We start from the raw sequence: 13,042 nt of genomic DNA, 5'->3' as shown, positions 1-13,042 counted from the left end.
TCCTCCCGCGCGGTCGAAGGTTCTTATCGTCGCTTGACCTTTCGACCGGCTGCGGCCTTGCCGCGTTTCGTGTTTCCATCGGTGACGGCGGGCGGTGCGCCGGTGTCCTCGGCCGTCTCGCGGTCGACGACCAGCCGCAGCGACGATGGCAGGGTGTCGTTGTGCAGGTTGACCAGCTGCGTCAGGAGCTGGATGAACGTCTTGCGGTCGGCCGGCCGCAGGGGTTCCAGGATGCGCTCCTGCACCCGCTCGACCGCCGCGGTGACGGTGACCAGCATGTCCCGGCCGGCCGGCGACAGGTACAGAAGCTTGATCCGCTTGTCCCCCTCGCTCGGGCGGCGATAGATGAGGTCCTTGGCCTCCAGCCGCTCGATGACGCCGCCCAGCGTCGAGCGGTCGAAGGCGATCAGCCCCGACAGCCGGGTGGCGTCCACCCCCGGATTCTCGTCGATGGCGACCAGGGCCGCATATTGCACCGAGGTCAGATCGTGGACCGTGCACTCTTCGGTGAAGAGGGCTGTCGAAATCTGCTGTGCCCGCCGGAGAAGATGTCCGGGCTTGGCGTAAAGTTCATCCATGGCCATGCGCGCACCTGTCGATCCTGTTCATGTTGCGGTGATACTCCCATACGGAAGCCGTTGGCAGCACAACCCGCATGACCTGTGCCCCGTGTTTCTTCGCCACACCGTCCACGCCCCGCGGTGGTTGGCCCGGTGGTCGACGGGCGCCCCGTCCCTTGGGTGCGGAACCGTTCGTCCCTCCCACGATATTGACAGGATGCAATCAGTATGTAAGCTGATATTACGTATGCTGTCAATATCGCGATGCCCGCATCCGGCGTCCCCGCTGGACCAATGGGGCCGGAGCATCGCCGCTCCGCCCGCCATCGGGCTCCCAATCGAGGATACGCGCATGTCCCCCCTTCGCATCGCCGTCGCCGGTGCCGGCGTCATCGGCAAGACTCACATCGACGCCATGTCCGACCCCCGGCAGGACGCGCATCCATGCCGGCTGGCCGCCATCGTCGATCCGGGCGAGGGTGCCCGCGCGCTCGCCGAGCGGCACGGCGTGCCGCACCATGCCGACATCGGGGCGCTGCTGGAGTCCGGTGAATTGCCGGACGGCGTCATCGTCGCCACCCCGAACGCCACCCACACGCCGATCGGCATCGCCTGCATCGAGCGCGGCATCCCGGTGCTGGTGGAAAAGCCGATCGCCGACACGGTGGAGGCGGCACGGCGGCTGACGGATGCCGCCGAGCGTGCCGGCGTGCCGCTGCTGGTCGGCCATCACCGTCGCCACAACCCGATCCTGCGGATGGCGCGTGAGGTGATCGGGCGCGGCGATCTCGGCGCGTTGGTGACGGCGACGATCCTCTACACCTTCCTCAAGCCCGACGGCTATTTCGACGCCGTCTGGCGGCGGGAGGAGGGCGGCGGCCCGATCCTGATCAACCTGATCCACGAGATCGACACCCTGCGCTTCCTGTGCGGCGACATCGAGAGCCTGCAGGCCTCAAGCTCCAACCGGACCCGCGGCTTCGCGGTGGAGGACACCGCGGCGGTGCTGCTGCGGCTGCGCAGCGGGGCGCTGGCGACCGTCAGCCTGTCCGACGCCGCCGCGACCCCCTGGAGCTGGGACATGACCACCGGCGAAAGCCCGCAATTCGCCCGCCAGCATGTCCCCACCCATTTCTTCTCGGGCACCCATGGCTCGTTGACGGTGCCGACCCTCGAACTCTGGCGCTACGAGGGCGGGCGCGGCTGGCTCGATCCCTTCACCCGGACGGCGCTGCCGCTCAAGCCCGGCAATCCCTACGCCCTGCAACTGGACCATTTCGCCCGGGTGATCCGTTGCGAGGAGGCACCGCTGGCCAGCGGCTCCGACGCCACCGAGACCCTGCGCGCGACCCTGGCGGTGAAGGAGGCCGCGGCCACCGGCCAGCCGGTCCGGCTGCTGGATGCCTGACCGGGCCGCCTGACCCGGCGGAGCTGCGCGCCGCTGCGCAGCTCCGCCCCTCTCCCCCGGATCAGGCCAACGCGGTGTCCGGCTGCCCGGTCGTGATCGGCAGTTCACGGATGGGGGAGAAGGAGGTCGGATACAGGATCCGGTTCTCCATGGTCATGATCATCGGCCGGATCTTGGCCAGACAGCCCTGCCATTGCGCGTTTCCGGCCAGCCGCGCCCGCCTTGCCCGCCGGTCCTCCAGATCGGCGTAGGCCCAGAGATGGACGAGCTGGTTCTGGGTGCCGAACTCGGTCACGAAATAGCCGAGGAAGCCGCCCAGGATCGGCTTCTGCGCCGGCAACCCCTCCGTCTCGTAGATTCGCAGATACTCGGTGAGGCTGACGCTGGTGTGCAGGACATACGTGCGTTCTTCGACGACCACTGGAAACTCCCTGTCGATGCTGTGCCGTTGTCGGGGATGGCCGGCCGGTTCCGGCGTCATTGCTTGGCGACGAGGCTGCAGGCCAAGTCGGGCGCCTTCCAGGCCTCTTCCGTCGGAATGGTCGAGACCAGCTTGTAATAGTCCCAGCGCCCCTTCGATTCCTGCGGAGCCTTGACCTGGAACAGATACATCGGGTGCAGCTTGCGCCCGTCGATGCGGACCGAGCCCTGGCCGTAGGCGTCGTCGTCGGTCGGCAGCTCCTTCATCCGGGCGACGACCGCGCGGCCGTCGGCGTCGCTGCCCAGCGACTTGACCGCCTTCAGGTAATGCGTCACCTGCGAATAGACCGAGGCTTGGTAGGCGGTCGGCATCTTGCCGTGGCGTTCGAAGAAGCGCTTGGAGAAGGCGCGCGTCCTGTCGTTCAGGTCCCAGTAGAACGGAACGCTGAGCAGGGTTCCCTGTGCCGCATCCAGCCCGAGCGCATCGATGTCGGTCAGATACACGGTCAGGCCGGCGAATCTCTGGCCGCCGTCGAGGATGCCGAACTCCCGGCCCTGCTTCACCGTGCTGGTGAAGTCGGCGGTGGCGTTGGCCAGTCCGATCACCTTCGCGCCCGATGCCTGCGCCTGCAGCAGGTAGGAGGCGAAGTCGGCCGAATTCAGCGGTGCCCGCACCGAACCGACCACCGTGCCGCCGGACTGCTTCACGATCTCTCCGGCCTGCTTCTCCATGTCGTGGCCGAAGGCGTAGTCGGAGGTGATGAAGAACCAGGAGGTTCCCCCCTGCTTGACGACCGCCCGCGCCGTGGCGTTGGCCAGCGCGTAATTGTCGAACGCCCAATGCACATGGTTGGGCGAGCAGGAATCGCCGGTCAGCCGGTTGGTGTTGGAGCCGGACACGATGGCGACCTTGTTCTTGTCACGGGCGATCTCGACCACCGCCAGCGCGACCGAAGAATTGGCGATCTCCGCAACCATGTCGACGCCCTGGACGTCGTACCATTGCCGCGCGATGGCGGCGCCGATGTCGGGCTTGTTCTGGTTGTCGGCGGCGATCACCTCGATCGGCGTGTCGCCGATGCGGCCGCCGAAATCCTCGACCGCCATGCGGGCGGCCGTCACCGATCCCTGGCCCATGATGTCGGCATAGAGGCCGGACTGATCGTTGAGGACGCCGATGCGGACGACGTTGCCGGTAAAGGCGGCCGATGCGGTTCCGCTGGCCGGTGGACCCAGGGTCAGGCCCAGGGCCAAGCCCAGCGCCAGTGCCGGAGCGCGCGTGTTCATGATGTCCCTCCCACGGATTGCTTGTTTTTTGATGGCGGTGGGCGTGAGGCCGGACGGTTCCGCCGGCCCGGTCGAACCGGGTCGGATCAGGAACGCACGCCACCTGATCGCACACCACTCAACAACCGCCGCATATTGACAGTATGCGTATAATCAGTGTACATCACGATTGCGTGCTGTCAATAATCAGCTGTGCGGCGTTTCCTGCCGCTCCATCGGCCCGGCCGGAATGGGGACCGGCTCGGGAGCCGGACAGGGAGCCCCGACCGGTGGGTCCGGCTTCCGGCCCGCAGCCGCAGGCCCAACGCCTCCGCACCACCCCCGCAAACTTGGGATCAGGGACCATGTCGCCAGAACAGAACTATCCGGCGGTTCGCTTCGTCGTCCAATACGGCTTTTGGCTGGCCGTCGTCGCTGGGCTGGCCCCGCTCTTCGTGGCGGCGGTGGCTCTGCTGTCCGGCTGGGGCGGTGGCGCCGCGCTGGTCCTGGCGCTGAGCGCTCCGCTGCTGTTCCTGGTGATGAAGGCGTTCGCGGAGCTGGTCGCCATCATCTCCGACATGCTGCTGCCGAAGTAAGCGCCGGGCGGCAGGATCACACGCAACCGACGGGCAAAACGCCCGCGACGCACATTCCGGGAGGGAAGAGACCGCATGAAAACCGATCTGGTCGTCATCGGCGCCGGCATTGCCGGGCTGGTCACCGCGAACCGCGCCGCCGAGCTCGGACTGGGCGTCGTCGTCTTGGAAAAGGGCAGCGACGACCGCTACCTTTGCAACTCCCGCTACACGGGCGGCGCTTTCCACATCGGCATGCGCAGCCTGAACCGCCCGGTGGAGGAGGTGAAGGACACCATCCGCAGCGAAACGGACGGCTTCGTCGACGAAGCCCTGGTGACGATGCTGGCGACCGAGGCGCCGCGCGCCGTCGACTGGCTGCGCCGCCAGGGGATACGCTTCATGAAGGCGGGCCCGCGCGACTGGCAGGATACCGTGCTGGCCCCACCGGCCCTGCCGCAGCCGGGATTGAACTGGGAGGGGCGGGGCGGCGACACTCTGCTTCGCACGTTGGGCGGCGCGTTGGAGAAGCGCGGCGGCAGCATCCACCGCGGGGTGCGCGCCCGCGACCTGATGATGGAGGGGGGCCGCTGCGTCGGGCTGCGGGCCGAACGCAACGGCGAGACGCTGACGGTCGAGGCCCGGGCCGTGGTCATCGCCGACGGCGGCTTCCAGGGCGACCCGGACCTCGTGCGCGCCCATGTCTCGCCGGTTCCCGAGGCGGTGCGCCAGCGCGGCGCCGGCACCGGCGGCGGCGACGGGTTGCGGATGGCCGCCGCTGCCGGGGCCGCGCTGCGCGGCACGCCCTATGTCTACGGCCACATCCTGTGCCAGGACGCGTTGACCAACGACAAGCTGTGGCCCTATCCGTGGCTCGACGAACTCGTCATGGCCGGGCTGGTGGTGGACAGGACCGGGGCCCGGTTCGTCGACGAAGGCCGCGGCGGCGTCTATGTCACCAACCGGATCGCCAAGCTCGACGACCCGTTGGGGGCGACGGTGATCTTCGACCGCCCGATCTGGGACGGGCCGGGGACCGAATCGATCATCCCGGCCAACCCGCATCTGCCCCGCGTCGGCGGAACCATCATCGAGGCCGACACGCTGGAGGGGCTGGCGGAAAAGCTCGACATCCCGGCCGACCGGCTGGTGGCGACGGTCGCTGCCCATAACGCGGCGGTGGATGGCGGCGACACCGCTGGCCTGACGCCGCCGCGCAGCACCAGCCGCGCGCGTCCTTTCCCGATCCGCAAGGCGCCGTTCCAGGCGATCCGCCTGGTTGCCGGCATGACCTACACCATGGGCGGCATCGCCATCGACGACCACAGCCGGGTCAGGCGCGAGGACGGCACGCCGATCGGCGGCCTGTTCGCCGCCGGGGCGACGACCGGCGGGCTGGAGGGCGGCGACGCCATCGGCTATGTCGGCGGCCTGACCAAATCATCGGTCACCGGGCTGCGCGCGGCCGAGGCCGCCGCCGCCGAGCTAGGGCATAATGGGCTTGACGGGAGCGGGGTGGGGCGGTGAGGCCGGAGATGGAGAGGCCGCCCACCGGCGAAACCCCGGCCGCGTTGCCGCGGCTGTGCCGGCCGGTCGCCCTGCGCGGGACGACGCTGCGCAACCCCATCGTCATCTCGCCGATGTGCCAGTATTCGGCGGTGGACGGCGAGGCCGGCGACTGGCACCGGGTGCATCTCGGCCGCTTCGCCATGGGCGGCGCCGGCATGGTGATGGTCGAGGCGACGGCGGTGACCGAGCAGGGGCGGATCACGCCCGGCGATCTCGGCCTGTGGGACGACCGGCAGATTCCCGGTCTGCGCGGCATCGCCGGAACGCTGAAGGCGCTCGGCGCGGTTCCCGGCATCCAACTCGGCCATGCCGGGCGCAAGGCGGCCACCCAGCGGCCCTGGCAGGGGCATGGCCCGCTCGCCGCCGCCGACGCAGCGCGCGGGGAACCGCCCTGGCCGGTGATCGGTCCGAGTCCGCTGCCCGTCGCCGATGGCTGGCCGGTGCCGGCGGAGCTGGACCGCGCCGGTCTCGGCGCTCTCGTCGAGGCTTGGCGGACCGCGGCGGCGCGGGCGCTGGAGGCGGGGTTCGAGGCGGTGGAGCTGCATTGCGCCCACGGCTACCTGCTGCATCAGTTCCTCTCGCCGCTCAGCAACCGGCGGACCGACGGCTATGGCGGCGATCCGGCAGGGCGCTGCCGCTTCCCGCTGGAGGTGGCGATGGCGGTGCGGGCGGTCTGGCCGTCCGACCGGCCGATGTTCGTCCGCATCTCGGCGACCGACTGGATCGAGGGCGGCTGGACGATCGAGGACAGCGTGGCCTTCAGCCGCGACCTGCGGGACCTCGGGATCGACGTGATCGACTGCTCCTCCGGCGGCATGACCGGGGTTTCGGCCACCGCGGCGGCGGTGCCGCGCCATCCCGGCTTCCAGGTGCCGTTCGCCGGGCGGATTCGGCGTGAGGCCGGGATCGCGACCATGGCGGTCGGCCTGATCCTCGACGGCCGGCAGGCGGAAGCGATCCTGCGCGATGGGGAGGCCGACCTCGTCGCCATCGGGCGGGAGGCGTTGGCCGATCCCAACTGGCCGCTGCACGCCCGGCAGCAGCTGTGCGACGGACGCTTCGATGGCTGGCCGGAACAGTCCGGCTGGTGGCTGGCCCGCCGGGCGCGGACGCTCGACCGCAAGCAGGACTGACGCCAGCGGAACTGACGACGCCGGTATCAGACAACGACAGGCGGCGGACCGGCGTGCTCCTCGTGGCGCGGCGCCGGAGGCCTGCCCACTGGAAAAAGGGACCGAAATGAACGCGGATGTTGTTCGCGAAGAGACGGACATCGTGGTGGTGGGCGGCGGCGGCTCCGGCCTGACCGCCGCCATCTTCGCCCGCCGGGAAGGCGCGCAGGTCATTCTGCTGGAGAAGCACACGGAGCTGCGCGGCAGCACCGGCCTGTCGATCGGGTCGATCACCGCCACCGGCACCCCCCATCAGCGCCAGGCGGGCATCGTCGACGATCCGCAGGCCCATTTCGAGGATATGGGGAAATTCGCCGTCAAGCTCGCCGGCGAGCGGGCGGCGGCGGCCGACAACGAGGAACTGCGGCGCATCCTGGTGGAGAATGTTCCGGCCAGCGTGGAATGGCTGATGTCGCTGGGGGTGACCTTCTACGGTCCGATGCCGGAACCGCCGCACCGGCAGCCGCGCATGCACAACGTGCTGCCCAACTCACGGGCCTACATCTATTTCGTGGCGCGCGAGGCGCGCCGCGTCGGCGTCGACGCGCGGGTCAACGCGACGGTGGAGCGGCTGCTGGTGGAGGATGGCCGCGTGGTCGGCGTGGCGGCCCGGATCGACGGGCGGCCGCACGAATTGCGCGCCCGCCGCGCGGTCGTTCTGGCGACCGGCGATTACTCGTCCAGCCCGGACTGGAAGCGGCGCTTCAACCCGGCGGTCGCCGAGGTGGACGGCGTGAACACGACGAATGTCGGCGACGGACACCGGTTCGGCGAGGAACTCGGCGCCGAGGTGAAGTTCGGGGAGGTCGTCTACGGCCCGAACCTGCGCTTCATGCCGCCGGCCAAGCCCAGCGCCCTCCTGCGGCTGCCGCCGCACCGGCTGCTGACCGGCGCCATGCGTCTGGCCCTGGAAAGGCTGCCGACCTGGAGCCTGCGCCCCTTCATCCTGTCCTTCGTGACCACCTATCTCAGCCCTGAGCCCTCGCTGTTCCGCGAGGGGGCGATCCTGGTCAACAAACGCGGCGAGCGCTTCACCGACGAACTGGACCGCCCGAATTACGCCCTGGCCGAACAGCCCGACAAGGTGGGCTATATCGTCTTCGACGACGAGGTGGCGCGCCGGTTCGGCAAATGGCCGCACTTCATTTCGACCGCCCCCGGCGTCGCCTACGCCTACCTCCAGGACTACAAGCGGACACGGCCGGACCTCTACCATCGCGGCCGGTCGATCGAGGAGCTGGCGGCTTCCATGGGGGTGCCCGCTGCGGCACTCGGCAAGGCGGTCCGCGCGCACAATGCCGCTCCCGGCGAGCGGCCTCCCATCGGCAAGGGGCCGTTCCATGCGCTGGGACCGGTCAAAAGCTGGATCATCCTGACCGACGGCGGCCTGACGGTGAACCGCCGCCATCAGGTGACGCGCGGTGATGGGCAGGCGATTCCGGGCCTCTACGCCGTCGGGTCGGTCGGGCAGGGCGGTCTGCTGCTGGAAGGGCACGGCCATCATCTGGCCTGGGCCTTCACGTCGGGCAGACTCGCCGGCATTCATGCAGCGCGCAATGATTCCGGGATCACGACGCGGCGGTGATTTCACCCTGCACGTTGTGCGGGCGGTCCGGTTGCCGAAGGTGCCGGCACGCGTCCATTGAGTGCGCCGGGTCGGTGCCGAACCGGATGCCGTCGTCAATGGACGTGGTGATCCCGATCATGTCGGGGCGGCACCGTCCACCGCGAACATAAACGCCCAGGATGGTCCGACGACTTTGCCCGATCCATCCTCGGCCAAACGCGATGACCCTGCGGCTTGCTGGCAACCGGTGATGAGACCTGTGTGCGGCTGGGAGTTGCCGGCGGAAAATCCAGGAGTTGAGCGCCAACGACCTGATTTGTCGGCAGCCGTGGGCGCTGAAGACAGCGCCAAGCGCGCCGCAGACACACTCCTCCCCTGATCATGCCGGAGCGGGCTTCAGGATGGTCGCCGCCCGGTGCAGGTTGTAGGCGATGCCCTCACCATCGGCGGCGACATGCGCCTTGAAGCCATGGACCGGCGCCTTGGACGGGTGCCCCACCCACTTGGCTTCGGGATCGCAGACGCTCGTTGAGGCGACGACCGTGGCGTCAATGAGTGTGCCGGTCCGGACAACGACGCCACGCGCGGCAGGCTGGTCGCCGACCGCGTCGAGGAGAACGCGGTCCAGGCCACGCTTCACCAACTCACGGCGGAACCGGACGCGCGCCGGGGCCGGCCTCGGTCTCAATCTCGTCAGCCGCATCATGGAGGCCCATGCCGGGCGCATCGAGGTCGACAGCCGCGACGGCGCCGGAACCGCGTTCACCGTGTGGCTGCCCCAGGTTGCCTCACCGCCGAAAGGGCTCCTTCAGGACTCGCTCCAGCCGCTCCGAACCGAGACGGTGGGCTGACGCGGCAGCCGCTTCCGTTGCGGCGCATCCGCTACCGGACCTCCGGCTCTTTGCTGAGAAGGCCCTTGGCGAGAAGCTGGAGGTACATCTGGACGGCCTCTTCCGGCAGATTGACGACACCGTTCTCATCGGTGTAGCGCAAGGCGAGATAGCCCCGCGTGGCGATCAGCATGTAAACCAGCGGCTCCAGCGCCTCGTCGCCGAGGTTGGCGATCTCGCCGTTCTTGCGGGCGTTGCGCAGGAAGCGCATGTAGCCGCCGGTGATGTTGTGGAAGTGCTGGCGGTGGGCCTTGGGTGCGAAAATCTCCGCCTCGTTGAGGATGCGCAGGAAGTAGGGCATGCGCTTGAGGAAGGAGAAGAAGGCGCGGAACGACTGTTCCTCCTTTTCCAGAAAGGTTTTGGCGCCGCTGGCCTGCTGGCGGATGTGGGCCAGCATCTTGGCGCCTAGCACCGGAAGCAGCTCGTCGAAGATTTCCTGCCGCGAGGCGAAGTAGTTGTAGAAGGTGCCCTGCGCCAGGTTCGCCCGCTGGGTAATGCGGGTGATCGACGCGTCGATGTAGCCATATTCCCCCACCACCTCGGCAGCGGCCTGGAACAGGGCGTCGCGGACTTCCTCCGACCGCTGCACCCGCGTCTTCTTTCCCGCCGTTCGCCCCATCGCCGCCATCGCCTGAAATCTCCCTCTGCGTCCCGGATTTAGCCGTTCCCCACGCCTTTGACGAGAGAAACCGACGCCTGATGCGGGTGATCGGGAAGCCGCCCGAACGCCTCCAGCGCGTCGTCGATTGCCGCGCCGGGCAGGGCGCGGGCGAAACGCTCGATCCGGTCATAGGCGTCGGCGGGCACCCCGGTTTCGTCGCCGATGCGGCGGACCAGCGCACTCACCGCCTCCCAGGGCAGGGAGAAGTCGTCGGTCGTCATGTCCTGGCGGCGGGTCAGCGCCGTGCCGTCCTCCAACACCACCTCGATGGCGCAGCACAGCCGCCGCACGCCCTCGTCGGGGACGAGGGCGACCCGTTCGACCAGGGCGTTGACCGCGCCGTCGTCGTAGCGGGTCATCGTCTCCATGGTCGGCACGCCGCGCAGCAGGGTCAGCGCGATGCAGAAGGGGATGCTCATCAGTGTGCCGGAGATGCTGGCGAAGGGTCCCTTCGAATCCATGCCGGCGTAGCCGGTCTCGAACGGGTTCATGCGCACGGTCACCGAGCGAATGGCCCGCCCCGCCACCTCCTCGCGCAGGGCGAGCGCCGCGGTGACCGGGGTCTGGTTGAAGGCGCAGACCGGGTAGGGCTTGAAGGTGACGCGGTGAATCGACCAGTCATGGCCCAGCCGCGCCGCCAATTCCACGGGGTCGCAGCCGGTGCGGGCGAAGGCGCGGACGAAGCCGGTCCGTCCCTCGAAGGCACAGGGCGCTGAGACGGAGCCCGCCGCCGCCAGCCGCACCGCCGTCAACCCGTTCACCGCGGCGACGCCGACCTGATAGCGCCACTCGTCGGTGCCGTCGTCGAAGGATTGCAGGATGCCGCCGGTGAAGGACGCGGCGTTGGCGAGCGCCGCCGCGATGCGCTCCTCCGGCAGGCCGAGAAGGTGCGCCGCCCCGGCGGCGGCGGCCACTGTGCCGTAGAGCGGCGAGGCGCGCAGGCCGGCGGGCGTGGTCAGCGGCGAGAAGGCGTTCTCCAGCAGCCCGCCCGCCTCGTAGCCGGCGACCAAGGCCGGCAGCAGCCGTTCCACCGGGCCGTCTCCGGCCTCGACCAGCGCGGTCAGCAGCGGGATCAGCACGGCGCCGATGTGGGCGGCGCCGCAGGTGTCCTCCTGCGCCCGGCCATGGAACAGGGCGGAGCCGGCGAGCGCGGCGCCGGGGATGCTGGTCCGCCGCCCATCCCCTAGCATGGTGACGCCGCCGGAATGTTCCCCATGCAGGGCCAGCGCCGCCGCCCGCGCCACCGGGGCGTAGGGGGTGCCGTGGCCGCCGAGGGCGATTCCGTAGCCGTTCAGCAGGCAGACCCGCGCCTTCTCCACCACGTCGGGCGGCAGGCTGTCCAGGGTCAGGCCGGCGACGAAGCGGGCGATGGCCGTCGCCAGGGTGTCGGGAGCGGTCAGGTCGGGAGCGGTCACGGGGTGTCCTCCGAATGGGCGGGGGCCAGTTCGTCGCGCAGCACGCGCTTCAGCACCTTGCCGGACGGGTTGCGCGGCAGCGCCTCACGCAGCAGCAGGCGCTTGGGAATCTTGAAACCGGCAAGGTGCCGGCGGCAGTGCTGCTCCAGCGTCTCGGCGTCGAGGCTCTCGCCCTCCTTCAGCACCACGACCGCCGCCGGCACCTCGCCCCAGCGCTCGTCGGGGACGGCGATGACGGCGACCTCGACGACCTGGGGCAGCAGGAAGACGACCCGTTCGATCTCCGAGGAGGCGATGTTCTCGCCGCCGCTGATGATCATGTCCTTCTTGCGGTCGGTCAGGAACAGGAAGCCGTCGGCGTCGAGATAGCCGACGTCGCCGGTGCGGAACCAGTCGCCGTAGAAGCTGCGCGCCGTTTTCTCCGGGTCCTTCCAGTAGCCCTTCGTGACTTTCGGGCCGCGCAGGCAGATCTCGCCGATGTCCCCGGCGGGCAGGGAGGTGCCGGCATCGTCGCGGATGTCGATCTCCACATGGGCGAGCGCCCGACCCGTCGAGCCGATCTTCTCGATCTCGCGCCCGGCCTCCATCAGCGTGTCGCCCGAACAGCTCTCCGTCAGGCCGTAGCCGTCGATGTAGCGGGCGTTGGCGAACAGGCCGGTGAAGTCGCGGATGCGCTGCTCCGGCGTGCGCTCGCCGCCGCCGATCGCCCATTTCAGGCTGGAGACGTCGTAGCGCCCGCGTTCCGGATGGGACAGGATGCGCCCGACCATCACCGGGGCGAACCAGGCGCCGGTCAGTTGCTCGCGCTCGATGGCGGCGAGGGCGGTGTCCGGGTCGAAGTCGCGCAGCAGGCAGATCGTTCCGCCCAGCCACAGCACCGCGAGGCCCGGCAGGTCGAAGGCGCCGACATGGTACAGCGGCCCGACCGCCAGCAGCCGGTCCTCCGCCGTCAGCCCGAGCGCGGTCACATGGTCCATGCATTTCCAATAGAAGTTCTCATAGGAATGCATGACCCCCTTGGGGTGGTCGGTGGTGCCCGATGTGTACATCAGCCGGAACAGGTCCTGCGAGCCGCGCACCCGCATCGGCGGCACCGGCCCCTCGCTCCCCGCCAGCGCCCGTCCGTCCGCCTGCGCCGCCGCGTCCACCAGAACGGCGCGCGGGTCGCCCTCCACCGCCGCGGCCAGCTCGGTGTCGGCGAAGACCAGCACCGCCCCGGCGTTGCCGGTGATGAAGGAGACCTCGGGAGCGGCTAGCCGGTAGTTGATCGGCAGAAACACCGCGCCGAGGTGGCTGGCGGCGAAGGCGATCTCCAGGAAGGCGGCGCTGTTCTTCATCACCACCGCCACCACGTCGCCCTCGCGCACGCCGCGCCGGTGGAGGAAGGCGGCCATGCGCCCGATGCGGTCGAGGAAGTCGGCGTAGCTGATGCGCTGGTCGCCATAGACCAGCGCCAGCCGGTCCGGCGTGCGCAGCGCGTGGAACCGGATGAAGGCGCTCAGATTGACCACGGGTGTCCCCTCCCTCGGGATGTGCGGC

Annotated in this window: 14 protein-coding genes; 6 read left to right on the top strand and 8 right to left on the bottom strand. The window is 69.5% G+C overall.

Annotated elements, in window-relative coordinates; genetic code table 11:
* Nucleotides 1–23 precede the first annotated feature (23 nt).
* Nucleotides 24–578: a MarR family winged helix-turn-helix transcriptional regulator gene (locus tag ABAZ39_RS28485; protein WP_079285734.1), complete on the bottom strand. Its 555-nt coding sequence runs from the start codon at nt 576–578 to the stop codon at nt 24–26.
* Between the two features lie 334 nt (nt 579–912).
* Here ABAZ39_RS28485 and ABAZ39_RS28480 point away from each other — a divergent pair, with 334 nt between their 5' ends.
* Nucleotides 913–1,968, top strand: coding sequence for a Gfo/Idh/MocA family protein (locus tag ABAZ39_RS28480; RefSeq protein WP_040137613.1), 1,056 nt, complete (start codon nt 913–915; stop codon nt 1,966–1,968).
* Between the two features lie 61 nt (nt 1,969–2,029).
* On the opposite strand, the gene ABAZ39_RS28475 is transcribed toward ABAZ39_RS28480, so the two are convergent.
* Together ABAZ39_RS28475 and ABAZ39_RS28470 are read right to left on the bottom strand one after the other, a co-directional pair.
* Nucleotides 2,030–2,389 (bottom strand): NIPSNAP family protein, encoded by a 360-nt coding sequence (locus ABAZ39_RS28475; RefSeq protein ID WP_040137816.1) that lies wholly within the window; start codon nt 2,387–2,389, stop codon nt 2,030–2,032.
* Nucleotides 2,390–2,445: 56 nt separating this feature from the next.
* On the bottom strand, nt 2,446–3,675 hold the full coding sequence (locus ABAZ39_RS28470; protein ID WP_040137612.1) for an ABC transporter substrate-binding protein: 1,230 nt from the start codon (nt 3,673–3,675) through the stop codon (nt 2,446–2,448).
* A 344-nt stretch (nt 3,676–4,019) separates the two neighbouring features.
* On the opposite strand from ABAZ39_RS28470, the gene ABAZ39_RS28465 reads away from it, so the two are divergent.
* The 4 genes from ABAZ39_RS28465 (at nt 4,020) to ABAZ39_RS28450 (ending at nt 8,555) form a co-directional block, all read left to right on the top strand.
* The gene (locus ABAZ39_RS28465; RefSeq protein ID WP_035684237.1) at nt 4,020–4,250 is read left to right on the top strand and encodes a hypothetical protein; all 231 of its coding nucleotides are present in this window, start codon (nt 4,020–4,022) and stop codon (nt 4,248–4,250) included.
* Between the two features lie 75 nt (nt 4,251–4,325).
* A complete protein-coding gene (locus tag ABAZ39_RS28460) occupies nt 4,326–5,756 on the top strand; it encodes an FAD-dependent oxidoreductase (RefSeq protein ID WP_051658673.1) in 1,431 nt (476 codons plus the stop codon).
* A gap of 8 nt (nt 5,757–5,764) precedes the next feature.
* On the top strand, nt 5,765–6,931 hold the full coding sequence (locus ABAZ39_RS28455) for an NADH:flavin oxidoreductase/NADH oxidase (RefSeq protein WP_040137611.1): 1,167 nt from the start codon (nt 5,765–5,767) through the stop codon (nt 6,929–6,931).
* 106 nt (nt 6,932–7,037) lie between these two features.
* On the top strand, nt 7,038–8,555 hold the full coding sequence (locus ABAZ39_RS28450; RefSeq protein WP_040137610.1) for an FAD-dependent oxidoreductase: 1,518 nt from the start codon (nt 7,038–7,040) through the stop codon (nt 8,553–8,555).
* On the opposite strand, the gene ABAZ39_RS36355 is transcribed toward ABAZ39_RS28450, so the two are convergent.
* Both ABAZ39_RS36355 and ABAZ39_RS36450 read right to left on the bottom strand, forming a co-directional pair.
* Nucleotides 8,539–8,676: a hypothetical protein gene (locus tag ABAZ39_RS36355; protein ID WP_160174875.1), complete on the bottom strand. Its 138-nt coding sequence runs from the start codon at nt 8,674–8,676 to the stop codon at nt 8,539–8,541. The two genes, ABAZ39_RS28450 and ABAZ39_RS36355, sit on opposite strands and share 17 nt — an antisense overlap.
* Nucleotides 8,677–8,916: 240 nt before the next feature.
* Nucleotides 8,917–9,177: a hypothetical protein gene (locus ABAZ39_RS36450; RefSeq protein ID WP_162473419.1), complete on the bottom strand. Its 261-nt coding sequence runs from the start codon at nt 9,175–9,177 to the stop codon at nt 8,917–8,919.
* On the opposite strand from ABAZ39_RS36450, the gene ABAZ39_RS37260 reads away from it, so the two are divergent.
* On the top strand, nt 9,089–9,388 hold the full coding sequence (locus tag ABAZ39_RS37260; protein ID WP_247874659.1) for an ATP-binding protein: 300 nt from the start codon (nt 9,089–9,091) through the stop codon (nt 9,386–9,388). The two genes, ABAZ39_RS36450 and ABAZ39_RS37260, sit on opposite strands and share 89 nt — an antisense overlap.
* Before the next feature lie 31 nt (nt 9,389–9,419).
* Here the strand turns inward: ABAZ39_RS37260 and ABAZ39_RS28440 are convergent, their stop codons facing one another.
* Genes ABAZ39_RS28440 through ABAZ39_RS28430 form a run of 3 tightly spaced genes read right to left on the bottom strand, consistent with a single transcriptional unit; the run spans nt 9,420 to nt 13,014 of the window.
* Nucleotides 9,420–10,055 carry a TetR/AcrR family transcriptional regulator gene (locus ABAZ39_RS28440; RefSeq protein WP_051658671.1) on the bottom strand — a complete coding sequence of 212 codons (636 nt, stop codon included), beginning with the start codon at nt 10,053–10,055 and terminating at the stop codon, nt 9,420–9,422.
* A gap of 29 nt (nt 10,056–10,084) precedes the next feature.
* The gene (locus tag ABAZ39_RS28435; protein ID WP_247881775.1) at nt 10,085–11,503 is read right to left on the bottom strand and encodes an MmgE/PrpD family protein; all 1,419 of its coding nucleotides are present in this window, start codon (nt 11,501–11,503) and stop codon (nt 10,085–10,087) included.
* Complete coding sequence (locus tag ABAZ39_RS28430) at nt 11,500–13,014, bottom strand: AMP-binding protein (RefSeq protein ID WP_040137609.1); 1,515 nt, start codon at nt 13,012–13,014, stop codon at nt 11,500–11,502. Before ABAZ39_RS28430 ends, ABAZ39_RS28435 begins: the two co-directional genes overlap by 4 nt.
* Nucleotides 13,015–13,042 lie beyond the last annotated feature (28 nt).

Source organism: Azospirillum argentinense (assembly GCF_000632475.1).
In the GTDB taxonomy this organism is placed as follows: domain Bacteria; phylum Pseudomonadota; class Alphaproteobacteria; order Azospirillales; family Azospirillaceae; genus Azospirillum; species Azospirillum baldaniorum.
Note: the sequence above shows the minus strand (reverse complement) of the source record. Positions and strands in the feature narration are given on the sequence as shown.